Here is a 26,040-nt window from a genome sequence, read left to right on the forward strand (position 1 = left end):
GCCCTCTCTCGCCCTCCAGCCTTCTCGACCGCTTTCCGTTCGCCCGTCCCCGTCGACGATTCTGACCATCACCATGGTTTTATTCGACGCCGACGAGTCGACGGTCGCACCCGATGAACGACTACGACGACTGCTGGCTCCGGTACGACCGCGCGGACGCGGACCGCCTCGACTCGTACCGCCGACTGTGTCGACACGCGTACGTCGCCGAGAAGTCCCCCGAACTGAGCGCGGTTCGCGACGAACTCCGGCGGGCGATTCCGGGCCTCCTCGGTGAGGACCCGCACCTCTGGCAGCACCCGCCGTCGACGGCCGGGGGGTTCCTCGCTATCGGTACGCCCGACGATATGCGGATGGTCGCCGACTCGGTGCCGGTCGACGAGGTCGAGCGTCTGACCGACGGCGGGTTCCTCCTCCGGACCGTCGAGTGGGAGGGTCAGCGCTGCGTCGTCGTCACCGCTCCGACGGACCGAGGGCTGGTGTACGGCACCTTCCACCTCCTCCGACTGATGAGCGTCGGCGACCCCGTCGACGACCTCGACGTCCGCGAGGAACCGACGTACGCCAACCGACTCCTGAACCAGTGGGACACGCCGTTCCACCGGTCGGTCGAGCGGGGGTACGGCGGCGAGTCCATCTTCGACTGGGAGCGGCTTCCCGACCTGCGGGAGCGATACGAGGACTACGCCCGGTTGCTCGCCTCGGTGGGAATCAACGGCGTCGTGCTCAACAACGTCAACACGGAGAAGCCGCCGCGACCGAGCGCCGGCGAGGCGTTCGACGCGTTCGAGGGCTGGCAGTTGCTGGAGTCGGGACGGCTGGAGGCGATGACCGGACTCGTCTCTGTCTTCCGGCGGTACGGCATCCGGACGTACCTCTCGGTGAACTTCGCCTCGCCGATGCTCGTCGGCGGCCTCGACACCGCCGACCCCCTCGACGACGAGGTCCGCGAGTGGTGGCGAGAGAAGGCCGACGAGGTGTACGACCTGATACCCGACTTCGGCGGCTTCCTCGTCAAGGCCGACTCCGAGGGGCAACCCGGTCCGTACGACTACGACCGCGACCACGTCGACGGGGCGAACGCCATCGCGGCGGCGTTGGACCCGCACAACGGACGCCTCTGGTGGCGCGCGTTCGTCTACGGTTCCCACGAGGACCGCGCGGTGCAGGCGTACGACACCTTCGAACCGCTTGACGGCGAGTTCGCGGACAACGTCACCGTGCAGGTGAAGAACGGCCCCATCGACTTCCAGCCCAGAGAGCCGGTGTCGACGCTGTTCGGCGCGATGCCGGAGACGGACCTCGGACTGGAGTTCCAGATAACCGGCGAGTACACCGGACAGGGCGTCCACGCGACGTACCACCTCCCCATGTGGGAGGAGGTCTTCGAGTTCGACACGCACGCCGACGGTCAGGGAACGCCGGTGAAGTCACTGTTCCGCGGCGACGGCGAGGGCGTCGTCGGCGTCGGCAGCGTCGGCGAGGACGACACGTGGACCGGTCACTACCTGATGCAGTCGAACCTGTACGCGTTCGGGCGCACCGTCTGGGACCCCGACCGCTCCGTGGAGGAGATAACGGACGAGTGGGTCAGACAGACGTTCGGCGCCGACGAAGCCGTCGTCGACGCCGTCTCCGAGATTCTCCGCGACTCCTGGGAGGCGTGCATCGACTACGAGACGGGTGGCCTCGGACTGATGCACATGATGTACAACGGCGAGGCCTTGCTCGAAAACCACTACGACCCGTCGCCGGGGGAGTGGCCCGGCTACCACGGCGTCACCGAGGACGGCGTCGGCGTCGACCGGACGAGCGGGGGGAGCGGGTACGCCCCGCAGTACCGCGACCCGGTCGCGGAGCGCTACGAGTCCGTCGAGACCTGTCCCGAGGAACTCCTCCTGTTCTTCCATCACCTCCCCTGGGAGCACGAACTCTCCGACGGGACGACCGTCGTCCAGCGACTCTACGACAACCTGTTCGCGGGCGTCGAAGAAGTCGAGCGACTGCGCGACCTGTGGCGCACGTTGGAGGGCCGGGTGGACGAAAAGCGGTATCGTCACGTCTCCGAGCGGTTCGACGAGCAGGTGGCGCAGGCGAAGCGCTGGCGGGACACGCTCGCCCACTACTTCTACGACCACGCCGGCATCCCCGACGAAGCGGGTCGAGTTCCGAACCGGTAGGCCGCAGGCGGCGACGCCGCGCCCCTTTCATCTAGACCGTCTGTTATCTCAGATACTCGACTAGTTCCTCACAATTATATAACACGGTTGTGAGTCTCAGAAGCGCAGCTAATGTCAGACGATAATGCAAATCTTCGAAGCGGACGGCGACCGTTCCTGAAATCCATCGGCGTCCTGGGCGCCTCCGCGGTGTTCGGGTCGGCCGCAGCGAGCGCGCAGTCGGACGACTCGCTCGGCGCGTACCACCGGACGCTGCGCGAGGAACTGACGGCGTCGAGCAGACAACAGAAACAGCTCCCGGCGGGGGAGTACGTCTACGGAACGACCGAGGAGGATGCCATCGAGGCGTTCTCGCTGGTCGGCGGCGGCGACGAGTCGACCATCTCCGTCGACTCCGACGCCGTCCCCATCACGACGGGCGAACGGCTCGAACTGCCCGGCGACGGCGGAAGCCCGTCGGACTACGCGTATCGCGGGGAGATATCGGACCGCTCGTTCGAGGAGGGCGACCTGTTGTTGGCCGTCGCGTACGTCCGAAGCGACACGTCGGACGCCGAGGTGACGGCGAACTTCGCCTACCACTACACCGACGAGGACGGTGCCGACGCGACGAGCGAGAACTTCGTCCAGCGGGGGGCGCACTTCGAACCGTGGGACCAGTGGATGCGCTACTTCTTCCCGATAGAAGTGGGCGCGACGCCGACGGAGGACGCCGTGCCGGCACTGGAGTTCTGGACCTGCTACGGCGAACAGACCGTCGACTTCGGCGGCGTCGCCCTGTTCGACTACGGCGACGCGGAGGTGACGCTCGACACCCTCCCGCCGTACGACTACGAGGGGCGCTCTCTCGACGCGGCGTGGCGCGAGGAGGCGGCCGACCGCATCGAGGAGACGCGCAAGCGGGATTTCGAGGTGCGCGTCCTCGGTCCCGGCGGCGAACCGATGACCGACGCGACGGTGGACGTCGAGATGACCGAACACGCGTTCGACTTCGGCAGCGCCGTCTCGGTGGAGCATATCACGGGCGACGACCCCGACGACCAGACGTACCGGAGCACCTTCCTGGAGGATTTCAACAAGGCCACCGTCGAGAACGGTCTGAAGTACCCCGCGTGGGAGAGCGAGGAGGGCTGGGACATCGACAACGAGCGGACGCTGGATACGCTGGCGTGGTTGAATAACCGCGACTACCCGGTGCGCGGCCACTACCTCCTCTGGGAGGAGTTCACCACCGACGGCGGCGGCGGGATGGCGATAGAGAACGGTGAGTCCCTCTCGCCGGCGGAGGTGCGCGAGACGGTCTCCGAGAAGATTCGGAACCACGCCCACGAGTTCGAGGAGGAGGTGGCCGAGTGGGACATGCACAACCACCCCATCTGGCAGAGCAACTTCCGCGACATGGAGGAACTCGGCTGGGACGCCGTCGCGGAGTGGTGGTCCGTGGCGGACGAGGCGACGGACCACGCCCTGTACACCAACGAGATGGGCGCCATCGGCGGGCAGTGGCAGCGAAGCCAGTACCTCGACTACATCGAGCACCTCGTCGAGAACGACTACCCGCTCGACGGTATCGGCTTCATGGGCCACCACCAACAGTGGTACAACCAGATGCTCGACGTGACGAACATCATCGACGGCTTCGAGGCGTTCTCGGAGTTCGGCGTCCCCCTCTTGGTCACCGAGTTCGACATCCAGATATTCAGCCGCCGGAACGCCCAGGACGTCGAGGTGCAGACGGACTACCTGCGCGACTTCCTGACGGTGGCGTTCAGCCAACCCGCCGTCGAGGGCGTCGTCTCGTGGGGCTTCTGGGAGGAAGACCACTGGCGGCCGACCGGCGCGTACTACGACACCGACTGGAGCATCCGCCCGCACGGCGAGATGTACCGCACGCTCGTCTTCGAGGAGTGGTGGACCGAAGAGCGCGGCGAGACGGACGAGGAGGGCGTCTTCGCGGCGAACGGCTTCAAGGGAAGCTACGAAGTGACCGCTCGCAAGGGCGCGCTGTCGGGAGCGACGGTCGCGACGGTGGACGACGAGCACGGCGCGGTGACGGTCGAACTCGAACCGCCGTCCGAGGGGGACGAATCCGAGGGGCACGGCGACGACGAGAACGGGGAGAAGCGGGGACACGACGAGGAGAAAGAGGAGGAAAAAGGAGACGAGAAGAGCGACGAGAAGGAAGGCGACGACCACGACGAGGAGACGGAAACGGCGCACGACTGATCAGTTGACGCCGCCCTCGACACGACCCGAGTCGCCCGCCCACCGGTGAGCGCCGTTCTGAGCCGACACGAACCCGCCGCACGTGCGGAACGACCTGTTCGCCGGAAAGCGCGGCTCCGTCGACCGAACGACCGCCGGATTTTTTATGCGAGTCCGCCGACCAGCAGTCATGTCCAAAACGTCGGCGCTGCTCGACCTCGTCTGCGCCCAGCGCCAGCAGATGAAGGTCGTTCTGGCGCTCCTCATCGCGTCGGGCTTTCTCCTCGGACTCTCACTGCTGTTCGTCGAACCCGGCGACCGGTCGTACCCGCTCCTCGTCATCGACGTAGTCCTCGTAGTCGTCGGACTCGTCTTCTTTAGTACGACCTACTGGTACTGCACGAAGCGCGCCATGAACGAGTAAAGGAGGGTCGCTTCGGCCGCCCGCTAGGATTCTTCTGCCAAGAACGCGGCCGTCTCGGCCGCTATCTCGCGCACGTCCTCGTCGTCGTCCGTCTCGGCGAGGGTCCGAAGTTCCGGGACGGCTCCCTCGTCGCCGAGACGTCCGAGCGCTCGGACGGTGCGTGCACGAACGAACGTCTGCGGATGGTCGAGACGGGCCCGCAGTTCCTCCCTCGCGGGGGCGACGGCCGCGGGGTCGGTCACGGCCAGTTCGCCGAGGGCGTCGACGGCGCCGCCGACGATGGAGGGATCCACGTCGTCCAAGAGGCCGACCAGCCCCTCGACCGTGCCGAGCGCCGACTCCGGTTCCTCCTCGCACACCGCGACGACCACGTTGACGAGCGTCCGTCGGCCGGAGGTCCGCCGCTGACGCTCGGACTCCTCGTGCTCTTCGAGCGTTCGCCGGGTCACCGGGTCCTCGACGGCGCTGAAGTCGCCCGGCGTCGGGTCGGGTTCGGTGGCGCGAATCGCCGCGACGAGTTCGCCGACGAACGGGGCGACGAGGTCCGGGCGCTTCACGACGAGCACCCCGAGCGCGGTGGCCGCGGTCAACTGGACGTCGACGATTTCGCTGTCCGCCGCGTCCGCGAGGCCCGCCGTCGCTCCGTCGAGCGCGTCGGGGTCGCTCCGGGCGACGGTGTCGAGGACCGAGATGGCCCGCAGGGCGACGGCGGCGTTGTCGTCGCCCGCCAGCGGAGCGACGTCGTCGAGGAGTGATCGGACAGCCTCGACGCCCGTCGCGGCGAACGATTCGCAGACCTCCACTCCGCGCTGTCGCACCGAGGGAGTGTCGGACGCGAGGGCGGCCCGGACCTCCTCGTCGTCGATGTCCTCGGGGGTCACGGATTCGGGTTCGATGCCGTCGAGCGGTCTCGACGCGTTCGCGGTCATGGCGGTACGATACGCGCCGGCGTGTAAATACGTGAGGGTCGGTTCGGTCCGCGCCGTCGGAACCGACGAAAATGATTTATCGTCTACGTCTAACTCTTCAGTAGATGACTGGAGACGATTCGCGGGGGCTCTCCCGCCGGACCATGGTGAAGGCGGCGCTCGCAATCGGCGGATCGAGCGCGCTCGCGGCCTGTCAGGAGGCGGAGCGCTCCCCCGACGAGGAGACGACCGAGGGGCCGGAGTACCCGCGCGGGACCGAGGACCGGTCCGCGCTGCCGGCGCGCCAGCACGCGTGGGACGACTATCTGGTGAACAGCGTCCACGGTACCGTGACGCAGAGCCAACACCAGTTGCTGCTCGGTCTCTCCTACGAGGGGTCGGTCCCGCCGACCGACGAAGAACGGGAGCGGGTCGAGAACGCGCTTCGGACGCTCGAACGCGCCTTCCAGTGGGGAAGCGGCCTCGACGCGAGCGGAAGCATCAACGACGGCCTGCTGTTCATGCTCGGGTACGCGCCGCGGTATCTGGAGCGGGTGGGCATCGAACTGGACGAACTCCAGCGGCCCGAGACCGTCCTCGCGGAACTCGGCGAGGACGAGTCGCTGGCCGCCGACTTCGACGCCCTGCTCCTCCTCGACAGCGACTACGCGTCTATTCTCTTGGCCGCCGAGCAGGCGCTGTTCGCGGAGAAGGAGCGGCTCAACGGCGTCGAGGTGGAGCACCGACTATCCGATATCTTCACCGTGACCGAACGGCGGACCGGCGTCCTCGGGAAGGGGCGGCCGGCCCAAGAGATAGACAATGAGGACATCCCAGAGGACGCGCCGCTGTCGATGGGGTTCCGGGCGGGGTTCAGTAACAGCCTTCCCGCCGAGGACGCCGCGACGTTCTCCGCGGGGCCGTTCGCCGGCGGGACGACGCTGGCCGTCTCACGGGTGCGGACGGACCTCGACCGCTGGTACGACCAACCGCACGAACAGCGGACCAAGGAGATGTACTGCCCGGCGCACGACTACGAGGACGTGGGCGACGTGGGCGACGCCCTCGGCGACCACAGCGAGATAACGGAAGAGAACGTCGGGAACCTGGAGGAACTCGCGGCCGAACACGGCATCGTCGGGCACGCGCAGAAAGTGGCCTCGGCCCGCGACGAGGAGTTCCAGACGCAGATTCTCCGGCGTTCGGAGGGCGTCGCCACCGACGACGTGCACGGCTCCGCGTTCAACTTCTCGTCGGTCCAGACGGACACGAGAAAGTTCGTCGAAGTCCGGCGGGCGATGAACGTCGAGGAGTACGACGTGGACGTCCCCGACGACAGGCACGGCATCGTCGACTACCTCGGCACGCTCTCGCGGAGCACGTTCCTCGTGCCGCCGCGGGCGGACCGCGCGCTCCCGAGCGACAGATGAGTCCGCCGCGCACCGGGGCGACCGGGGTTCGACCCCGAACTCGAACGCGCCTCGCCGCGCTATCGCTCGCGCTCTTACTCCTCTCGTCGGGCTGTCTCGGCGGCGTCGCCGACAGCCTCTCGGGCGGCCCGGAGACGACCATCGACTTCCGCGAGCGGACGGACGCCTCGGGCCTGACCTATCAGACCGACGGCGGCGGCGCCGGCAACGGCGACGACGGCGTCTACGTCGCCGACTACGACCGCGACGGCTGGCAGGACGTGCTGGCCGTCGGCGGCGAGCGCCCCGCTCTGTTCCGAAACGACAACGGCACGTTCGAACGCGACGCCGCGTTTCCGACGTTCGACGGGGCGGTCAAGGGGGCGTTGTTCTTCGACTACGACGGCGACGGTTGGGACGACCTGCTGGTGCTCCGCTCCCACGCCGAACCCGTCCTCCTCCACAACGACGGGGGGACGTTCGAGCGCTCCGGGGAGGAGTTGGGTAATCTGACGTATCCGATGGGCGCGACGGCCGCCGACTACGACGGCGACGGCGACTCGGACCTCCTCGTCTACCAGTCGGGCGATTGGAAGCACGGGAAACCGGAGGGCTACTTCGGACTCCACAAGTACGTCCGCGAGGACAACGGCAACCCGAACGTCCTCTACGAGAACACCGACGACGGCTTCGAACGCGTCGCGGACTCGGGGCTGAGCGACGCCGCGCGGTGGAGCCTCGCGGCGAGTTTCGTCGACCTGAACGGCGACGGTCGGCAGGACGTCCACGTCGCGAACGACTACAACACCGACGCGGTGTACCTGAACCGGGGGAACGGGACCTTCGAGGCGCGCCCGATCCGCGGCAACACCTCCCGCAACGGGATGTCCTCCGAAATCGCGGACGTGAACGGCGACGGCGCGCAGGACGTGTTCACGACGAACATCTACCTTCCCCTCGACGAAGTCGAGGACAAAGAGCGCTACGAGCGGCTCAGACTCCTGTTCGGCTACGTCATCAAGTCCGGACGGACGAAGGGGAACACGATGATGGTGAACGACGGGTCGGGCAATCTCACCGACCGCGCGGTCGCGTACGGCGTCCGGCAGGGCGGGTGGGGGTGGGCGGCGAGCCTGACCGACCTCGACAACGACGGCGACCGAGACCTGATACACGCGACGCAGAACGTCGTCAGAATCGACCGCGACGACCCGCACTACACCCTCCCGATGCTGTTCGAACGCGACGGCGACAGCTTCGAGAACCTCGACGCCTCCGAACGAAACCTGACCGAACACGACGGGCGCGGACTCGTCTCGTTCGACTACGACCGCGACGGCGACATGGACGTAGTCATCGCCCCCTACGACGGCGAGGTGACGGTCTACGAGAACGTCGGGGTCGGCGCCGACGCCGACAGCCTCGCCTTCCGCGTCGCCGACGCGAACGGTTCGACCGTCTACGGCGCCGAAGTGACCGTCTCGGGTGGTCCCGACGGGTCGACGGCGGTCCAGCAGACCGTCGGGTCCGATTTCCTCTCGCAGGAGGGGCGCGTCTCCCACGTCGGCGTGGGCGGCGCCGAGACGGTCGACCTCGCCGTCCGCTGGCCCGACGGCACCGAGCGCACGTTCGAGGACGTGGCGACCAATCGCCGGGTGCTGATCACGAAGGGCGGCGTCGAGACGGTCGTCGAGTACGACGACTGAGGACCGCCCCCGCTCTCGGTCCCCTCCCCGTCCCGGAATCGGACCCGCAAGCTTTACTATCGGGTTTCGGGATATACGCACGTAATGGTCGACTACGCGAAGCTACGCGATCCGAACGCGGAGTACACGATGCGGGACCTCTCGGCGGAGACGATGGGCATCACCAACGAGCGCGGCGGCGTCCGCGACGCGGAGATTACGGACGTACAGACGACGATGGTCGACGGCAACTACCCGTGGATTCTCGTCCGCGTCTACACCGACGCCGGCGTCGTGGGGACGGGCGAGTCCTACTGGGGCGGCGGCGACGACGCCATCATCGAGCGGATGAAGCCGTTCCTCGTGGGCGAGAACCCCCTCGACATCGACCGCCTGTACGAGCACCTCGTCCAGAAGATGTCCGGCGAGGGCTCCGTCTCCGGGAAGGTCATCTCCGCCATCTCGGGCATCGAAATCGCCCTGCACGACGTCGCCGGGAAACTCCTCGACGTGCCGGCCTACCAACTCGTCGGCGGGAAGTACCGCGACGAGGTGCGCATCTACTGCGACCTCCACACCGAGAACGAGGCGGACCCCGAAGCGTGCGCCGAGGAGGGCGTCCGCGTCGTCGAGGACCTCGGGTACGACGCCATCAAGTTCGACCTCGACGTGCCCTCGGGTCACGAGAAGGACCGCGCGAACCGCCACCTGCGCAACCCCGAAATCGACCACAAGGTCGAAATCGTCGAGGCGGTCACCGAGGCCGTCGGCGACCGCGCGGACGTCGCCTTCGACTGCCACTGGTCGTTCACCGGCGGCAGCGCCAAGCGCCTCGCGCGCGAACTCGAAGACTACGACGTCTGGTGGCTCGAAGACCCCGTCCCGCCGGAGAACCACGAGGTCCAGAAGAAGGTGACCGACTCGACGACGACGCCCATCGCCGTCGGGGAGAACGTCTACCGGAAGTTCGGCCAACTCTCCCTGCTGCAACCGCAGGCGGTCGACATCATCGCGCCGGACCTCCCGCGCGTCGGCGGCATGCGCGAGACGCGGAAGATAGCCGACCTCGCGGACATGTACTACATCCCCGTGGCGATGCACAACGTCTCCTCGCCCATCGGGACGATGGCCTCGGCGCAGGTCGGCGCCGCCATCCCGAACTCGCTGGCCGTCGAGTACCACTCCTACGAACTCGGCTGGTGGGAGGACCTCGTCGAGGAGGACAACCTCATCGAGGACGGTCGCATGGAGATTCCCGAGAAGCCCGGTCTCGGCCTGACGCTCGACCTCGACGCCGTCGGAGAGCACATGGTCGAGGGCGAGACGCTGTTCGACGAAGCGTAGCTTCGTCGAGCCAGCGAGTCGCAGCGCGAACGAAGTGAGCGACCGTCTCGCGCGGTTCGACGAGGCCTGAAAGGCCTCGTCGGATTCGCAGGGTTCGCTCCGTGGCGATCGACGAAGCGTACCCTCACCGAGCCAGCGAATCTCTGTTTCACACCGTTCATCGAAAATAAACGCGATTCGACGATTGCGACCGTTCTCGGCGTCCCGCCGCTCAGAACGCGCTACTGCCGAACCCGCCGTCGACGGTGGCGACTTCGCCGGTGACGTAGGAGGCGGCGTCGCTGGCGAGGTAGACGGCCGCGCCGACGATCTCCTCGCGGTCGGCGACCCGTCCGAGGGGAGTGCGCTCGTCGATGCGCGTCCGCTTTTCGGTCCCTTCGGCGTACGTGTCCTCGTTTTGCGGCGTGATGACGAAGCCCGGTGCAATGGCGTTCACGCGCACTTCGGGGGAGAGTTCCTTCGCGGACGCGCGGGTGAACGCCTCGACGCCGCCCTTCGCGGCGGAGTAAGCGGGGAGGTTCGACATCGAGAGCGTGGCCGCGAGCGAGGAGATGTTGACGATGGCGCCCGACTCGCTCTGTTCGAGCGCCGGTGCGAACGCCTGCGTGACCCGACGAACGCCGTCGAGGGCGACGTCGGTCACGAAGTCCCAGTCCTCCTCGGAGATGTCCCGAACCGACTCTCGGGAGATGGCGCCCTGCGAGGCGACGACGACGTCCACGCCGCCGAGTTCCTCGACCGCTCGGTCGCGGACGCGTTCGAGCGACTCGGCGTCCGTCACGTCGCAGGTCACGCTCACCGTGTCGACGCCGCGCTCTCGAATCTCTTCTGCGGTCGACTCGACTTTCTCCTCGCTCCGACTCGTCGCCACCACGTCGGCGCCCTCGCTCGCGAACCCGAGCGCGATGGCCTCACCGATGCCGCTGGTCCCGCCGACGACGACGGCGCGCTTGTCCTCGACGGTGACCGGCGTGTGCTCGTACGAATCCATACCCCGGCCGACGACCGCATCGCTCTTTATCCCTGCGGTCGCCCGACGATTCCGCCCGAGGCGGGCGAAATCCCCGCCGACCGACACGCTGATAACGTTCCCGACGGGAGTCGGATACATGCGAGGACTCACCAAGACCAGCCGCGGTCACGGCTCGATGGAACTCGTCGACATCGACCGACCGACCCCCGCGGCGGACGAGGCGCTGATCGAAGTCGACTACGCCGGTCTCTGCGGGAGCGACGCCGGCATCTACGAGTTCGAGTCGGCGTTCGAGCGGATGAACCTCCCGACGGTCATCGGCCACGAGTACACCGGTCGCGTCGTCGAAACCGGCGACGCCGTCACGAAGTTCGCGGTCGGCGACCGCGTCGTCGAGCGGCCGATTCGGGGCTGCGGCGACTGCTATCAGTGCGAAATCGGCGAGGAGAACGTCTGTCAGAACGCCGTGATAACGGGCGTCGACCACGACGGCGCGTACGCGGGCTACGTCACGGCGCCGGAGACGGCGCTCCACCCCGTCCCCGACGGCGTCGACCCGAAGCACGCGGCGCTGGTCGAACCGACGAGCATCGGCGCGCGCGCCGTCATACAGAACTCGCGCGTCGGCGCCGGAGACAGAGTGCTGGTCGCCGGGCCGGGCCCCATCGGTCAACTGACCGCTCAGATAGCAGACGCGCAGGGCGGCGAGGTGGTCGTCGCGGGCGTCGGGCAGGACACCGAGTACCGCCTCCCGCTCGCGGAGGAACTCGGGTTCCCGACGCTCAACGTCGAAGCGGACGACATGGCGGCCCGCCGCGAGGAACTGACGGACGGCATCGGCTACGACGTTGTGTTCGACACGACCGGTCACCCGTCGGGACTGACGATGGCCGTCGAGCAGGTCCGGAAGGGCGGACAGATCGTCCTCATCGGACAGACCGGCGAGACGACGATGCCGTACTCGCCGCTCGTCCGCTCGGAGATCGACCTCCAGTGCTCCTACGCGTCGATGTACGAGGACTTCGAGAACTCCTTCCGGCTCATCGAGTCGGGCGATGTGGACCACGCGACGTTCCTCGACGACCGGTTCAGCCTGCTCGACGCCGACGAGGCGTTCGAGACGTTCCTCTCGGGCGGCACCTGCAAACCCGTCTTCGACGTGTCCGTCCTCCGGGAGTAACGCGGCCGTCTGACCGGCGATACCTTCGACGCGCTCTCTCCTCTCGATACCGGCTCGCTTTCCTCCGGCGCGGCGGCCGTCCTGACCGACCGGGCGAGGGTCGTTTCGCTGTCGTACGACCCGGACGGATACGATACTGGTAAACGAAAACGGTTTTGCAGGGGGGTCGAGAAACGACGGTCCGTGCTATGGTAGTTCAATTCGCACACAGCCCGCTGCTCACGTTCGCAGTCGGTTTGGTGCTCGTGGTACTGTTCTTGGTCGTCTGGGACCTCCCGGCGTTCGTCGGACTGACGCTCGCGGCGTTCTCGGTCGGTCTCGTCAACTCGGCGTTCGTCGCCGACTTCTCGCTGGCGGACGCGGCTACGAGGACGGCGACAGCGTTCGGGAACGGGATGGCCGGCATCGGCATCCCCATCCTGATGGCCGCCATCATCGGCAAGGCGATGCTGGAGGCGGGGTCCGCTCAGCGCATCGTGCGCGGCTTTCAGTCCCTCCTCGGCGAAGACCGCAGCGAGTACGCTCTGTGGGGCAGCAGTACCGTGCTCGCCATCCCCGTCTTCTTCGACAGCGTCCTCTTCCTCCTGGCGCCGCTGGCCCGTTCGATGCGGGCGCGTCGCGGGAAGAACTACGCGCTGTACCTCGTCGCCGTCGGCGCCGGCGGTTCCGCGGCGCACGTGTTCATCCCGCCGACGCCGGGTCCGCTGGCCGTCGCCAGCGAAATCGGCGTCGACCTCGGGATGACCATGCTCGTCGGCGTCGCCGTCGCCCTCCCCTCCGCGACCGTCTCCGGACTCGTCTTCGGTCGCTGGATAAACAACCGGATGGAGATTCCGCTCCGCGACGCGATGGGGACGTCGACCGAGGAGCTGATGGAGCGCGCGAACCGCTCCTCCGAGAACATCCCCGGGACGCTGGAGGCGGCGCTCCCCATCGTCCTCGCCGTCGTCCTCGTCAGTTCGAAGACGGTCGTCGACACGCTCGTCGCCCTGTACCCCGGTCTCGGCTCCGTCCAACCGGTCGTGGCGTTCATCGGCGACAAGAACGTGGCGCTGACCATCGCGGCCATCGCGGCGGCGCTGACGTACCTCCGCTGGTCCGAACTGACGCGCTCGCAGTGGGAGGACGAACTCACCGAGGCGCTGAAGAGCGGCGGAAACATCGCAGCTATCACGGCGATGGGCGGTGCCTTCGGCGCGCTATTGGCCGCTTCGGGTATCGGTTCGTACATCGCCGGCAGTCTACAGGGCATCGGTATCGGCCTTCTCGTGACCGCGTGGCTCATCGCCGCCATCGTTCGCGTCGCACAGGGCTCAGCGACGGCCGCGATGCTCACCACCGCGGGCATCATGGCTCCGCTCGCTAACCAACTCGCCGTCCACCCCGCGTATCTGGTGATGGCCATCGGCTCGGGCGGCATCATCTGCTCGTGGTACAACGACTCGGGCTTCTGGCTGATGAAGGAGGTCGGCGGCCTCACGCAGGTGGAGACACTGAAGACGTGGACCGCGCTGACGACGGTGCTCTCCATTACCGGCATCGCCTCCGTCCTCGTCTTCTCGACGGTCCTCCCCCTCTCCTGACGGCGCGGCGTCTCCCTCCCCGATACTCTTTTAACGGCATCTATACATCACTGTGTATGCGATACTACCGACTCCCCGGTGGAGAGTCGCGGTCAGACTCCGATTCGCTCGTCGTCGTCGACGACGAGGGGGACGCATACGACCTGTCGACGGCGTCGGACGACCTCGGATCGTTCACCGCACTGGCCCGCGCGGCGAACGCCAGCGACCGGTCTGTCGACGACATCGCTCGCGACCGAATCCCGGACGCGGTCCGGCGCGACTTGAACGACGTCGAGAAGAACGCGCTCCTGCCGGTCGCCCCGGACGAAGTGTGGGCCGCGGGGGTAACTTACAGTATCAGCGAGAAGGCCCGCAAGGCCGAAAGCGGTAAGCCCGAGGTGTACATCGACGTCTACGACAGCGAGCGACCGGAACTGTTCCTGAAGGCGACGCCGTCGCGGACGGTCGGTCCGCACGACGCCATCGGGGTCCGCGGCGACTCCGAGTGGGACGTCCCCGAACCGGAACTCGGCGTCGTCCTCCACCGGGAGGAGGTCGTCGGGTACACCGTCGGCAACGACGTCTCCAGTCGTTCCATCGAGGGGGAGAATCCGCTCTACCTCCCGCAGGCGAAGGTGTACGACCGCTGCTGTTCGCTCGGTCCCTGCGTCGCCACCGAGTCGGTCGTCGAGGACCCCCACGACCTCGAGATGTCGCTGACCATCGAACGCGACGAGGAAGTCGTCTACGAGGACTCCACGTCGACCAGCGAGATGGCGACCACCTGCGAGAAGTTGGTCGAGTATCTCAAACGGCACAACAACCTCCCCGAGACGCTGGTGCTGCTGACGGGCACGGCGCTCGTCCCCCCGGAGTCGTTCACGCTCCAAGAGGGCGACTGCGTCTCCATCGACATCGACCACATCGGCCGTCTCGTCAACGACACCGTCGTCGTCTGAGTCCCGATTCGGGTGCGGACAGCGGCGGACGCGAGAAGAAGAGCGGCGACGAACGGAGAACCGACGACCTACTCGGCGTCCGAGACGGTCGTCTCGGCGAAGTACGTCCGGCCGTTCTGCGGCACTTCCTTTGTTCCGGTCACCTCGAACGACGCCGCGGAGACGACGTCGTCCGCGGAGCGACCGATGCGGAACTCGTAGGGACCCTCCTCGACCGCGAGGTCGAAGTCCCGGTCGTGGTACGCTAGCTGCGTCGCGTCGATATCGAAGGCGACGCGCGCGGACTCCCCCGCGTCGAGCGAGACGCGCTCGAAGCCGACCAGTTCCTGCACCGGACGGGCCTGGTCGGGGTTCTCCGCGCGGGCGTACAACTGAACCACTTCGTACCCGGAGCGGTCGCCCGTGTTCTCCACGGTGACTTCGGCCGCGACGGTACCCGCGGGAGCGAGTTCGTCGCTCGACAGCGAGAGGTCGCCGTACTCGAACTCCGTGTAACTCAGCCCGTGGCCGAACGGGTAGAGCGGGGCGCTCTCGGTGTAGACGTACTCCTCGTTCGCGGTGTTCGGCTTCCTGCTGTAGTGGACCGGTAGCTGCCCGACCGTCCGCGGAATCGAGACGGGGAGGCGGCCGCCGGGGTTGTGCTCGCCGAACAGGACGGCGGCGATTCCCTCACCGCCGCGTTCGCCGGGGAGCCACGCCTGCAACACGGCGGGCACCTCCTCGGCTATCCACTCGATGGCGTGGGGCTTCCCGCTGGCGACGACGACGACGAGGGGCGTGCCCGTCTCGTGGAGTCGTTCGACGAGTCCCTGCTGGACGCCGGGGAGGCCGAGGTCGACCACGTCGCAGCCCTCGCCGCTGGTGGCGACGCTGGGCATGTTCACGCGCTCTCGGTCCGAGTCGGAGAAATCGACCGCCGACCGCGCGCCGACGAACGCGAGGGCAACGTCGGCCGACTCGGCGGCGTCGGCGGCCGCGTCGAAGCCGTCCGTCTCGGGCCCGGTCGTCGTGCATCCCTGTTCGTGCAGCACGTCGAACCCGTGCTCGTCGCCGCGCGCTCGGAGCGCGTCGAGGGGGGTCGTCGCGTCGAGTTCGACCTCCTCTTCGGGGTAGTGAGCGGGGTAGGCGTAGTCGCCCATGAGTTCCTGCGCGTCGTCCGCCTTCGGACCGACGACGGCCACCGAACCCGTCTCCCCGCCGGAGAGGGGGAGCAGGTCGTCCTCGTTCTTCAGGAGCGTCATCGACTCGCGGGCGGCGCGCGTCGTCAGTTCCTCGGCCTCCTCGGTGCCGAAGGCGTCGGCCGCGGCCTCGGCGTCGACCGTCGAGTCGTCGAGGAGTCCGTGTTCGACTTTCGCGCGGAGGACTCGTCGGACGGCCGCGTCGAGCGTCGCCTCGGAGAGTTCGCCGTCTTCGACGGCCTCGGCGAGGTGCTCGCCGTAACAGTCCGTGTACGGGAGTTCGACGTCGATACCGGCCTCGACGGCCATCACGCCCGCCTCGCGTTCGTCGGCGGCGACGCCGTGTTCGCTCCGGAGGAACTCGACGCTGTAGTAGTCGGAGACGACCGTTCCGTCGAAGCCCCACTCGCCCCGAAGTACGTCGGTCAGCAGCCACTCGTCGCTCGCGCACGGGACGCCGTCGATGTCGTGGTAGGCGTTCATCACCGACTTCGCGCCGGCCGTCCGAATCGCCGCCTCGAAGGGGAACAGATGCGTCTCGCGTAGTTCGCGCCGACCCACGTTGACCGAACTGCGGTTCTTCCCGCCCTCGCCGGCCCCGTGACCGGCGAAGTGCTTCAGCGTGGCCGTGATGCCGTCACCGTCTCCCTGCAGGCCGTTCACGTACCCGCACGCCATCGCCGCGACGAGGTACGGGTCCTCGCCGAACGTCTCCTCGACCCGGCCCCAGCGGTGGTCGCGTGCGATGTCGAGCACCGGCGACAGCGCGTGCTTCGTCCCGATGGCTTCCAACTGGGTCCGAATCGTCCCCGTGACCTCTTCGAGGAGGTCCGGCGACCACGTGCTCGCCATCCCGAGCATCTGCGGGAACGTCGTCGCCTCGGGCCCCATGTACCCGCTCAGACACTCCTCGTGTGGTATCGCCGGGATTCCCAGCCGCGTCTCCTCGCGGAGGTACTGCTGGAGTTCGTTCGTTCGCTCGGCCGCGTCGGCGGGCGAGAGGCTCCCCTCGCCGCCGAGTCGCGTGAGGTGTCCGATCCCCTCGGAGAGGTGCTCGTCGACGGCTTCTCGGTCGAGGGTTCCGTCGTCGTCGAGGATGGCTTCGGCGTTCACCGACCCCAACTGCGCCGCCTTCTCCGCGAGCGTCATCCGGTCGAGCAGTTCCTCCACCCGCGATTTAGTGGACGCGTCTCCGCCGCCGCTAGTCGAACCTGTTTGCATCACTCTTCCCGTCACGACGGCGTACCTTAACGATTCGGACGCGAACCTGCTCGAAGTCCTCCCGTCTACCGTTCTCTATACCGGAACAAGTTCGGAGTATCGACATGGTGCATACAACGATTCAGGGGGAGTGATAGCAACCTCTCATATCGAGATACACGCTCAAAGGTTCTTATACGCTCTTTTCTACTCAAATTTTCCATTCCGGATATCAGAACAAACCTCGATTGTCGCTCGACGGGCCGTAGCTCGATAGGTAATATTACGAAGATAGGATTGTAATGAACGTAGCAAAATTGGCCCGGGGATATCTCTCTCCGAACTCTCCGACCCGTTGTTCACCTGCTTCTTTCGCTCGGCGTACGAGGTGGGCCGACCCCCACAACACCAGTTCTCTATCGTAGAACGACGCATGTTCCCCGGTACACGATTCGAAGATTGAACAGAAATAATCGTAATTGGCTCCGGTAACGATAGAGGAACCGGCTCTAATCTGATATAGGCGTTTAACCGACGATACTTTCGTTTTAATCATCTCACGGCTTTCAATATCTATTATCACGGAAGAAATCCGATAGAGATTTCACTTATCTATCTTCCTTTTCCCTTAGCTGACCGTTCGGTTTCGGATCCTCGCTGAAGACGTTCTCTCCTCGAAATCATCTTTCTTTTCTCGTAACGAAATCCCTATTCTTGTTTCGATCCGCAAAATAGATCTCGAACAATACCGAAAAGGCCGAATCCATCTCCCACTAGATATCTCGGATAAAATCCAACTAGTTACGTCAACTAAGTCCCTCGTATCTATTTCTCGGCTCCCCGCAAAGAGATACGACCGAGAAGAACGACCGGGAGGTATGAGGAGGGTATCACGTCGGCGACTACTCCGCCTGTCGGGCGCGGCGGTCGCGGTCGGTCTGGCCGGGTGCAACCGAGGGTCGGATCGCCCCGCGCCGCGGACCGCGACGGCGACGGCAGCGGCGACCGAAACCGAGACCGGGATGCGGACGACAGAGCGGAGGGAGGCGACGGCCACGCCGACGACCGAGACGCCGACCGCGGAGGGCGCGTACACCGAGGCGTACCGTCGGACCGTCGACTCCGTCACGCTGGTGAGTTCGACCGTCGGCGAGGGGTCGGGGTTCGTCTACGACGCGAGGCACGTTCTGACGAACGCCCACGTCGTCGCGGACGACGAATCGGTCGACCTCCGTTTCCGTCGGGGAGAGTGGTCGGAGGGGTCGGTCGTCGGAACCGACCGCTACAGCGACCTGGCGGTGATTCGGGTTCCGGCGGTCCCGTCGTACGCGACCCCGATTCCCCTCCTCGACGGCCAGGCGACGGTCGGACGGGAGGTCATCGTCATCGGTAACCCGTACGGGTTGGACGGCACCGCCACCGCCGGCATCGTCAGCGGCGTCAACCGCTCTATCGACGCCGGGACGGGCTACACCATCCCGGACTGCGTTCAGACCGACGCGGCGGTCAACCCGGGGAACAGCGGCGGTCCCATCGTCTCCCTGAACGGCGAGGTGGTCGCCGTCGTCAACGCCGCCGGGGGAGACAACCTCGCGTTCGGCGTCTCGGCCGCACTGGCGCGGCGCGTCGTCCCCGCTCTCCTCGCGACGGGCCGCTACGCACACCCCTACCTCGGCGTCTCGCTGGCCGACATGACGCCGGCGCTCGCGTCGGCGAACGGCATCGAGTCGCCGGCGGGCGTCTACGTTGCGGCGGTGGTCGCGGGGGGTCCCGCGGACGGCGTTCTGCGGGGCGGGGGCGAGACGGCCGGCGCCGAGGGCGTCCGCGTCTCCGTCGGCGGCGACGTGATCCGCGCGGCGGACGGCGAGGCGGTGCTCACCGTCGACGACTTCGGGAGCTACCTCGCCTTGCGGAAGCGACCCGGCGACTCCCTCTCGCTGACGATTCTCCGCGACGCGACCCGACGGACGGTCGAGGTGGCGGTCGGGTCGCGTGCGGCGCCCTGACGCTCCTGGAGGGATTTCGTCCGTCGCAGCGGTCCCCCGGACGTTCGACCGCACCGCCGTCCTTTGGACACGAGAGTACGCGACGATTCCCGTCGATACCGACCGCGAGACTCTCACGAGAACTCGGGAGTTTCCTTCGTAGCGGCCCAAATTTTTTTGCGCTGATAGACGAGAATATTAGGCAATGGCGTGGCGCGTCCCTCGACCGGCGGTCGGATGCCGCCCGCCGGACCACGAGGCGAACGCCGAGGCGGAGTCTTTCGCGCCGGACCGGGGCCGGCGTCGGGGTGGACGACCCGACGCCCGCGCGTCCCGGTCGGACGGGCGCGCTGACTCGCGCGCGAACCGCGTCTGAGGAACACAGGCGTGGGCGGCGAACCGAAATCACGGAACCCCGACACAGAACATGAGTACGGAGCAATCCGCGAGCCAGACAAGCAGTACCGAGACCGAACCACTCCCGTCCGTGCCGAACGTCGCGGACCCGCGGCCGGGCACCCCCGTGTCCGACGACTTCGAGACCGGAACGGCGAACGACCCCGTGGTGGGGACCCGAGGGACCGAGGAGACGCGAATCACCGTCGACGGCGAGACGGTCACGCTGCCCGAGGGCGCGACCATCTACGACGCTATCGACGAGATAGAGCCCGACAGCTCCGTCCCCGCCCTCTGTAACTACGACGAGGACAACGAGGACGCCGACCGCATCGGTCCGCGCAGCGAGTGTCGGACCTGCATGGTCGACACGGACGAACACGGAATGGTGCCCTCGTGCAGTTTCCCGGCCGAGGACGGACTCACCGTCCACACGAGCACCGAGGAGGCCGAGGAGGCGCGCAGCGTGAACCTCGACCTCATCCTCGGCGACCACAACCTGCGCTGTACGACCTGCGGGCAGAACGGTCGCTGCGAACTGCAGGACGCGTCCATCGAGGAGAACGTCGAGGAACCGCGGTACGGCGTCTTCGACGACCGAGACGCGTACGAACCGATAGACGACTCCTCGCCGTTCATCCAGATAGACCGCAACAAGTGCATCCTCTGTAACCGCTGCGTCGAGGCCTGTAACGACGTGCAGGTGGAGGGCGTCCTCCGCATCGAGGGGAGCGGTCCGGACACGCGCATCGCGTTCCAGAACGGCGCGGACACCATGATGGACTCGACGTGCGTCTCCTGCGGTCACTGCGCGACGGTGTGCCCGACGGGTGCGCTCGTCGAGCAGGGTCTGACCGACATGGCGACCATCCCGCTTCCGGGCTTCAACCAGAAGAACAGCATCGGGAAGGTCATCGGCGAGGACTACGAGCACCAGCCCCGCCAGATGACCCCCATGAAGAAGGACGAGCGACCGAACATGAGTGAGAACGAATGAGCGACCAGCAACCCGACGACACTGGCGAAGAGAAATCCGGCGTCGCAGGCTTCATGTCCCGGGCGAAGGAGATGGCGGAGTCCGCACAGGAACGCGGCGAGACGACGACGAGCCACGGGTCCGACGAGGGGCACGGCGGCCCGTTCGCCCCGGCCGAGCACCTCGCGGAGTCGTTCGCGGCGAACACGATGTCGGAGGGTCGCCTCTTCGACATGGCCGGCGCCATCAGCGACTACCGACTCAACGACGTCGACGTCACCGACACCACCTGCGGCTACTGCGCGGTGGGCTGTCGGTTCGACGTCCTCTCGAAGGACGACGAGGTGCTGGGCGTCCGGCCGAACGCCGAGAAGGCCCCCATCAACGGCATTTCGACCTGCGTGAAGGGCAAGTTCGGCTACGGCTACGCGAACGACGAGGACCGCCTCACGACGCCGCTCATCAAGGAGGACGGCGAGTTCCGCGAGGCGTCGTGGGAGGAGGCGTTGGACCGCGTCGCCGAGGAACTCCAGGAGACGAGAGACGAGTACGGCCCCGACGCGTTGGGGCTCGTCTCCTCCTCGAAGACGTCGAACGAGGCGAACTACCTGATGCAGAAGCTGGCGCGTCAGGTCCTCAAGACCAACAACATCGACAACTGCAACCGGCTCTGTCACTCGCCGACCGTCGCGGGCCTCTCGCAGACGGTCGGCTACGGCGCCGGTTCCGTCGGCACTGAGGCGCTCGGCAACACCGACTGCTACCTCATCACGGGGTCGAACACCACGGAGGCTCACCCCGTCCTCGCAACCGACATCAAGCAGAACCTCAAGGAGGGCGCCGAGGCGTACGTCTTCGACCCCCGAAAGGTGCAGATAGCCGAGTACGCGACGCAGTACGCCCGCGTCCAACCCGGGTACGACACCGTCTGGATCAACGGGCTGACGCGGCACATCCTCGAAGAGGACCTGCAGGACGACGAGTTCATCGAGAACCGCACGGTCGGCTTCGACGAAGTGAAAGAGGGCGTCGAGAAGTTCACGCCCGAGTACGTCGAAGAGCACACGGGCATCCCCCCGGAAAAGCTGAAGAACGCGGCCGAGGCCATCGCCACGGCCGACAGCTGTACGTTCTGCTGGACGCTCGGGCTGACCGAGCACAGCCACGGGACGGAGAACATCATCTCGATGGCGAACCTCGCGCTGATAACGGGCCACGTCGGCACCGAGAAGTCGGGGCTGGCGCCGTTCCGCGGCCAGAACAACGTGCAGGGCGGCGGCGGCGACATGGGTCCCGTCCCGGGCAACTTCCCCGGCTACCAGAAAGTGACCGACGACGACGTCCGCGAGAAGTTCGAGGAGTACTACGGCGTCGACGACCTGCCGGACGAGGTGGGTCTCACCATCACCGAGCAGTTCCTCGCCGCCGACCGCGACAACATCAAGTCGATGTTCGTCGAGGGGGAGAATCCGGTCATCTCCGAACCGAACGTTCAGCACGCCGACGAGGTCCTCGAAGGCCTCGACTTCCTCGCCGTGCAGGACATCTTCCTCACGGAGACGGCGGAGTACGCCGACGTGGTGCTGCCGGCGACGGGCCACGTCGAGACGAACGGGACGTACACGAGTTCGACCCGTCACGTCCAACTCGTCAAGCGGGCCGTCGACCCGCCGGGCGAAGCCAAGCCGGACTGGGTCATCACGCAGGAACTGGCGAACCGCTTCGGATTCGAGTGGGACTACGACTCGCCCAGCGACATCATGGACGAGATAAACGACCTCACGCCCATCTACGGCGGCGTCACCCACGAGCGTCTCGAGAACGGCGAGGAGCTCCAGTGGCCCGTCTGGGACGAGGACCACCCCGGAACGCCGCACCTCTACGAGGAGCAGTTCAACACGGCCGACGGGAAGGCCCACATGTTCCCGACGGATATCTCGGGTCCCGCCGAACGGGAGATGGACGACGGCGACTACCCCATCAAGCTGACGACGGGGCGCGTCCTGTACCAGTACCACACGGGGACGATGACCAACCGCGAGGAGGGCATCCGCTCGTACACGGACGAGTTGTTCGTCGAGATAAACCCGGAGACGGCCGAGTCGCTCGGCATCGCGGACGAGGACCCGGTCCGCATCACCTCGCGCAAGGGCGAGATAGAGGCGATGGCGCAGGTGACCGACCGCATCGGCCCCGATACCATATTCGTGCCGATGCACGTCCTCGGCGACGGCACCGACGTAGTGAACGAACTGACCGACGAGGAGCACCTCGACGAACAGGCGCACGTGCCGGAGTTCAAAGTGACCGACGTGAAGGTGGTCCCGCGGGACCGTCCCACGGCCGTCGACGACGACGCGAGCACGTCTAGCCCCGAGAGCGCCGACGACTGAACCAGAGACCCAACACAACATGACAGACGAATACAACGAAAAGGAGACGCCCGAACAGGACCCGGACAACCCCACCGCGCAGGACCACGAGTGTCAGTTCTGCCACGAGTCGTTCGGCTCGGAGGAGGAGATGCGCGAACACGTCGAGGCGGAGCACTCGAGCGTCGAGAAATCTTCGGATGGAGACTGAATCAGAGAGATGGACGCCACCTACCAGCTCAAGAAACTGTTCGGACTCGCGAACGGCCCCGTCGGTATCGAGAGCGACGACGAGCACGACGTTCACGACTGCACCGTCTGCGACACGCGGTTCGACGCGGGGGACGCGCAGTGTCCCTCCTGCGGGAGCCGCATCTACCGGACGAAGACCGTCGTCCCGAACGCGGCGCTGAACCTGCTCGTCGTCTTCGTCGCCGCCAGCCTGAGCGTCGTCTACAACGTCCTCACCGGGGACATCCCGAAAGAGTCGCCGAAGGAGGAGTGACGCGATTCGAATGAGCCGACAGCGCGCACCGGAATCCGAACGCGGGTCCGACGCCGACGTTCCGCAGGGCACGGACGGCGACGCGACCGCGGACGAATCCCGGCGGTACGACCCCGTCGACACCGTCTGTCCGTCCTGTTCGGTCGGGTGCGGCCTCCGCTACAGCGACCGGACCGGCGGCGCTGTCGGCCGCGAGGAGGCACCCGTCAACCCCGAGGGACGCCTCTGTCCCAAGGGCATCGAGGCGTTCGACGGCCTCGACGAGAATCGACTGACCGAACCCCTCGTGAGGAAAGACGGCGAACTCGTCCCGGCCTCGTGGGAGGAGGCGCTGGACCGGGTCGAACGGGAACTCGGCGGTCTCGTCGACGCCCACGGCCCGGATTCGCTGGCCTTCCTCGGCGCGCCGCGCTGTACGAACGAGGAGAACTACCTGTTCGCCAAACTGGCGCGAACCCTAGGAACGAACAACGTCGACAACCGCGCGCGCATCTGTCACCGCTCGGCGGTGACGGCGACGACGCGCCGGTTCGGGTGCGGCGCGATGACGAACACCTTAGAAGACCTCTCGGAGGCGGACGCGTTCCTCGTCGTCGGGTCGAACCCGGCGGCCCAACAGCCCATCGCGTTCGACGGCTACGTCCGCCCCGCCGTCAACGACGGCGCGACGCTCGTCCACGTCGACCCGCGGGCGAACCGGACGACGCGCGCGGCGGACGTTCACCTCGCGGCCCGACCCGGCACCGACGCCCTGCTGGTGAACCTCCTCGTCGCGGAACTGCTCGAACTCGGCGCCGTCGACCGCGAGTTCGTCGAAGCGCGAACGACCGGATTCGATGCGTTCGTCGACTCCTTCGAGGGGTTCGACGTCGCCGCCGGCGCCGAGCGGACGGGCGTCGAGAGAGAAGAGATACGCCGCGTCGCCCGTACAATCGCCGACGCGGACGGCACCGCGGTCATCGTCGGCACGGGCGCCGAAGCCGACGACCACCGCGGCACCGCGACGGTTGATGCCCTGTTGAACCTCCTGCTCCTCACCGGGAACGTCGGCCGCCGCGGCGCCGGGATGAACGTCCTCCGCGGCCTCAACAACGAACAGGGCGCGAACGACGTGGGCGCCCGACCGACGACGCTCCCCGGATTCGACCCCGTCGACGACTCCGAGGCGCGCGAACGCGTCGCCACCGAGTGGGGGGTCGACCCCTCGGACCTCCCGACCGAACCCGGTCTGTCGGAACTCGAAGCGGTCCGCGCCTTCGGCGACGAGGTCCGCGGCGCGTACGTCCTCGGGGAGAACCCCGCGGTGACGCGGATGGAGACGCAGTTCGTCGCGCGCAAGTTCGAGTCGCTCGACTTCCTCCTCGTGCAGGACATCGCGCCGAGCGAGACCGTCGAACACGCCGACGTGGTGTTGCCGGGGAGCGCGTGGGCCGAGAAGGGCGGCACGGTGACCAACCTCGACAGACAGGTCCAGCGGATGCGCGCGGCGGCCTCGCCTCCCGACTCGGCCCGTCGCGACATCGACGTCGTGCGCGAACTCGGGCGACGGCTGACCGGGACCGCGTTCGCGGCCGAGACGCCCGAAGGGGTCTTCGAGGAGTTGACGCGCGTGAACCCGCTGTACGCCGGCATGTCCTACGCCGGACTCGAATCCGGCAGCCAGCGCTGGCCGTTCCCCGAGGGGGCGACCGAAGGCGTCGGCGTCCTCCATCGGGACCGCTTCGCGAACGGCGAGAAACGCGCACCATTACTCCCGGTCGACGCGGGCGACGGCGACGGGACCGACGGAAAAGACGCCGCCGCCGGCGGCGACTCGCTCGCCGGTCTCGTCGTGCTCACGCGAACGCGACTCAACGAGGGCGGTTCCGGTGCGGACGACGGCGACGCGCCCGAACTCCTCGTCCACCCCGACGACGCCGCGGCGCGCGGCGTCCGCGACGGGACGCGGGTCGTCCTCGACGGCGCCGAGGCGGTCGAAGCCGTCGCGTCGCTCTCCGGGGACGTGCGCGAGGGCGCGGTCTTCCTCGACGCCGAGTGGGCCGACCGACTCCTCGCCGGCCGGGAGTCGAGGTCCGTCGAAGTGCGGACGGCGGACTCGGAGTCGGACTCCGGTTCGGACTCGGGGACGGACCCGACGCCCGCATCTAACTGACCGGTCGCTCTTTTGCCGCATCTCGCTTCCCCGGAGCCGCTTGGTTCGTAGTGCGCGCTTCGGGCCGGTGGAACACTCCTACGTCGGTCGCGCGGTGATTCCTCGGAAGTGGGTCAGAATCGCTGCACCGGTCGGACCTCGGACCGCCCCGCTCCTTCGCTGACCGGTGAAACAGTACAAAAATATACCACTTAACGCTCTCACGGACGATAACATCTACGTAAAACGAACAATCACCGGCGCATCTCACCCGAAAGCAGTGAGTGACGTTGTCTCCCCCGCTCTCGTCTCGCCCTCATCCGGGCGGATTCGGTCCCGCTCTCCGAAATACGGAGAACGACTCACCGCGGCGCGATTCGGTGCGTCGGTCGCGGTCCCCGCGAGTCCGGAACCGCGGACGCCGAACGGAAGCACCCGACGGCGGCGGCGGGCGCTCCGGTAAGT

18 protein-coding genes are annotated in these 26,040 nt (G+C 67.0%); 15 read left to right on the forward strand and 3 right to left on the reverse strand.

The window, feature by feature from the left end:
- Nucleotides 1-113: 113 nt before the first annotated feature.
- From NDI79_RS15980 to NDI79_RS15990, 3 genes are all read left to right on the forward strand, one after another.
- Entirely contained in the window at nt 114-2,180 is a 2,067-nt protein-coding gene (locus tag NDI79_RS15980) for an alpha-glucuronidase family glycosyl hydrolase (RefSeq protein ID WP_310929601.1), read from the forward strand.
- 111 nt (nt 2,181-2,291) lie between these two features.
- A complete protein-coding gene (locus tag NDI79_RS15985) occupies nt 2,292-4,406 on the forward strand; it encodes an endo-1,4-beta-xylanase (protein WP_310929602.1) in 2,115 nt (704 codons plus the stop codon).
- 169 nt (nt 4,407-4,575) lie between these two features.
- On the forward strand, nt 4,576-4,809 hold the full coding sequence (locus tag NDI79_RS15990) for a hypothetical protein (protein ID WP_310929603.1): 234 nt from the start codon (nt 4,576-4,578) through the stop codon (nt 4,807-4,809).
- Between the two features lie 23 nt (nt 4,810-4,832).
- Here the strand turns inward: NDI79_RS15990 and NDI79_RS15995 are convergent, their stop codons facing one another.
- Nucleotides 4,833-5,738 (reverse strand): HEAT repeat domain-containing protein, encoded by a 906-nt coding sequence (locus NDI79_RS15995; RefSeq protein ID WP_310929604.1) that lies wholly within the window; start codon nt 5,736-5,738, stop codon nt 4,833-4,835.
- A gap of 104 nt (nt 5,739-5,842) precedes the next feature.
- Between NDI79_RS15995 and NDI79_RS16000 the strand changes: the two genes are divergently transcribed.
- From NDI79_RS16000 to NDI79_RS16010, 3 genes are all read left to right on the forward strand, one after another.
- Complete coding sequence (locus tag NDI79_RS16000) at nt 5,843-7,147, forward strand: DUF7405 family protein (protein WP_310929605.1); 1,305 nt, start codon at nt 5,843-5,845, stop codon at nt 7,145-7,147.
- Nucleotides 7,144-8,832 carry a CRTAC1 family protein gene (locus tag NDI79_RS16005; RefSeq protein WP_310929606.1) on the forward strand — a complete coding sequence of 563 codons (1,689 nt, stop codon included), beginning with the start codon at nt 7,144-7,146 and terminating at the stop codon, nt 8,830-8,832. The genes NDI79_RS16000 and NDI79_RS16005 overlap by 4 nt, the downstream gene beginning before the upstream one ends.
- A gap of 84 nt (nt 8,833-8,916) precedes the next feature.
- Nucleotides 8,917-10,155 (forward strand): mandelate racemase/muconate lactonizing enzyme family protein, encoded by a 1,239-nt coding sequence (locus NDI79_RS16010; RefSeq protein WP_310929607.1) that lies wholly within the window; start codon nt 8,917-8,919, stop codon nt 10,153-10,155.
- 211 nt (nt 10,156-10,366) lie between these two features.
- Here NDI79_RS16010 and NDI79_RS16015 read toward each other — a convergent pair whose 3' ends face one another.
- Nucleotides 10,367-11,146, reverse strand: a complete 780-nt coding sequence (locus NDI79_RS16015) for an SDR family NAD(P)-dependent oxidoreductase (RefSeq protein WP_310929608.1) — start codon at nt 11,144-11,146, stop codon at nt 10,367-10,369.
- A gap of 118 nt (nt 11,147-11,264) precedes the next feature.
- On the opposite strand from NDI79_RS16015, the gene NDI79_RS16020 reads away from it, so the two are divergent.
- The 3 genes from NDI79_RS16020 (at nt 11,265) to NDI79_RS16030 (ending at nt 14,832) form a co-directional block, all read left to right on the forward strand.
- Nucleotides 11,265-12,308, forward strand: coding sequence for a zinc-dependent alcohol dehydrogenase (locus NDI79_RS16020; RefSeq protein WP_310929609.1), 1,044 nt, complete (start codon nt 11,265-11,267; stop codon nt 12,306-12,308).
- Between the two features lie 188 nt (nt 12,309-12,496).
- Nucleotides 12,497-13,891 (forward strand): GntP family permease, encoded by a 1,395-nt coding sequence (locus tag NDI79_RS16025; protein WP_310929610.1) that lies wholly within the window; start codon nt 12,497-12,499, stop codon nt 13,889-13,891.
- A gap of 56 nt (nt 13,892-13,947) precedes the next feature.
- Entirely contained in the window at nt 13,948-14,832 is an 885-nt protein-coding gene (locus NDI79_RS16030) for a fumarylacetoacetate hydrolase family protein (protein ID WP_310929611.1), read from the forward strand.
- Nucleotides 14,833-14,900: 68 nt separating this feature from the next.
- On the opposite strand, the gene NDI79_RS16035 is transcribed toward NDI79_RS16030, so the two are convergent.
- A complete protein-coding gene (locus tag NDI79_RS16035; protein WP_310929613.1) occupies nt 14,901-17,231 on the reverse strand; it encodes a glycoside hydrolase family 3 N-terminal domain-containing protein in 2,331 nt (776 codons plus the stop codon).
- Between the two features lie 857 nt (nt 17,232-18,088).
- Here NDI79_RS16035 and NDI79_RS16040 point away from each other — a divergent pair.
- From NDI79_RS16040 to NDI79_RS16065, 6 genes are all read left to right on the forward strand, one after another.
- Nucleotides 18,089-19,216, forward strand: coding sequence for a S1C family serine protease (locus tag NDI79_RS16040; RefSeq protein WP_310929614.1), 1,128 nt, complete (start codon nt 18,089-18,091; stop codon nt 19,214-19,216).
- Between the two features lie 406 nt (nt 19,217-19,622).
- Complete coding sequence (locus tag NDI79_RS16045; protein WP_310929615.1) at nt 19,623-20,588, forward strand: 2Fe-2S iron-sulfur cluster-binding protein; 966 nt, start codon at nt 19,623-19,625, stop codon at nt 20,586-20,588.
- Nucleotides 20,585-22,960, forward strand: a complete 2,376-nt coding sequence (gene fdhF / locus NDI79_RS16050) for a formate dehydrogenase subunit alpha (RefSeq protein ID WP_310929616.1) — start codon at nt 20,585-20,587, stop codon at nt 22,958-22,960. Before NDI79_RS16045 ends, fdhF begins: the two co-directional genes overlap by 4 nt.
- A 19-nt stretch (nt 22,961-22,979) precedes the next feature.
- Nucleotides 22,980-23,150: a hypothetical protein gene (locus tag NDI79_RS16055; RefSeq protein WP_310929618.1), complete on the forward strand. Its 171-nt coding sequence runs from the start codon at nt 22,980-22,982 to the stop codon at nt 23,148-23,150.
- Between the two features lie 9 nt (nt 23,151-23,159).
- Complete coding sequence (locus NDI79_RS16060; protein WP_310929619.1) at nt 23,160-23,444, forward strand: hypothetical protein; 285 nt, start codon at nt 23,160-23,162, stop codon at nt 23,442-23,444.
- Nucleotides 23,445-23,454: 10 nt separating this feature from the next.
- Entirely contained in the window at nt 23,455-25,596 is a 2,142-nt protein-coding gene (locus NDI79_RS16065; RefSeq protein WP_310929620.1) for a molybdopterin oxidoreductase family protein, read from the forward strand.
- Nucleotides 25,597-26,040: the final 444 nt, after the last annotated feature.

Source organism: Halogeometricum sp. S3BR5-2 (genome assembly GCF_031624635.1).
Lineage (GTDB): Archaea > Halobacteriota > Halobacteria > Halobacteriales > Haloferacaceae > Halogeometricum > Halogeometricum luteum.

What these genes read in the sequence shown, in the direction of transcription:
- NDI79_RS15980 (WP_310929601.1), top strand. Translation starts at nt 114, where the DNA reads ATGAACGACTACGACGACTGCTGGCTCCGGTACGACCGCGCGGACGCG.
- NDI79_RS15985 (WP_310929602.1), top strand. Translation starts at nt 2,292, where the DNA reads ATGTCAGACGATAATGCAAATCTTCGAAGCGGACGGCGACCGTTCCTG.
- NDI79_RS15990 (WP_310929603.1), top strand. Translation starts at nt 4,576, where the DNA reads ATGTCCAAAACGTCGGCGCTGCTCGACCTCGTCTGCGCCCAGCGCCAG.
- NDI79_RS15995 (WP_310929604.1), bottom strand. Translation starts at nt 5,738, where the DNA reads ATGACCGCGAACGCGTCGAGACCGCTCGACGGCATCGAACCCGAATCC.
- NDI79_RS16000 (WP_310929605.1), top strand. Translation starts at nt 5,843, where the DNA reads ATGACTGGAGACGATTCGCGGGGGCTCTCCCGCCGGACCATGGTGAAG.
- NDI79_RS16005 (WP_310929606.1), top strand. Translation starts at nt 7,144, where the DNA reads ATGAGTCCGCCGCGCACCGGGGCGACCGGGGTTCGACCCCGAACTCGA.
- NDI79_RS16010 (WP_310929607.1), top strand. Translation starts at nt 8,917, where the DNA reads ATGGTCGACTACGCGAAGCTACGCGATCCGAACGCGGAGTACACGATG.
- NDI79_RS16015 (WP_310929608.1), bottom strand. Translation starts at nt 11,146, where the DNA reads ATGGATTCGTACGAGCACACGCCGGTCACCGTCGAGGACAAGCGCGCC.
- NDI79_RS16020 (WP_310929609.1), top strand. Translation starts at nt 11,265, where the DNA reads ATGCGAGGACTCACCAAGACCAGCCGCGGTCACGGCTCGATGGAACTC.
- NDI79_RS16025 (WP_310929610.1), top strand. Translation starts at nt 12,497, where the DNA reads ATGGTAGTTCAATTCGCACACAGCCCGCTGCTCACGTTCGCAGTCGGT.
- NDI79_RS16030 (WP_310929611.1), top strand. Translation starts at nt 13,948, where the DNA reads ATGCGATACTACCGACTCCCCGGTGGAGAGTCGCGGTCAGACTCCGAT.
- NDI79_RS16035 (WP_310929613.1), bottom strand. Translation starts at nt 17,231, where the DNA reads ATGCAAACAGGTTCGACTAGCGGCGGCGGAGACGCGTCCACTAAATCG.
- NDI79_RS16040 (WP_310929614.1), top strand. Translation starts at nt 18,089, where the DNA reads ATGAGGAGGGTATCACGTCGGCGACTACTCCGCCTGTCGGGCGCGGCG.
- NDI79_RS16045 (WP_310929615.1), top strand. Translation starts at nt 19,623, where the DNA reads ATGAGTACGGAGCAATCCGCGAGCCAGACAAGCAGTACCGAGACCGAA.
- fdhF (WP_310929616.1), top strand. Translation starts at nt 20,585, where the DNA reads ATGAGCGACCAGCAACCCGACGACACTGGCGAAGAGAAATCCGGCGTC.
- NDI79_RS16055 (WP_310929618.1), top strand. Translation starts at nt 22,980, where the DNA reads ATGACAGACGAATACAACGAAAAGGAGACGCCCGAACAGGACCCGGAC.
- NDI79_RS16060 (WP_310929619.1), top strand. Translation starts at nt 23,160, where the DNA reads ATGGACGCCACCTACCAGCTCAAGAAACTGTTCGGACTCGCGAACGGC.
- NDI79_RS16065 (WP_310929620.1), top strand. Translation starts at nt 23,455, where the DNA reads ATGAGCCGACAGCGCGCACCGGAATCCGAACGCGGGTCCGACGCCGAC.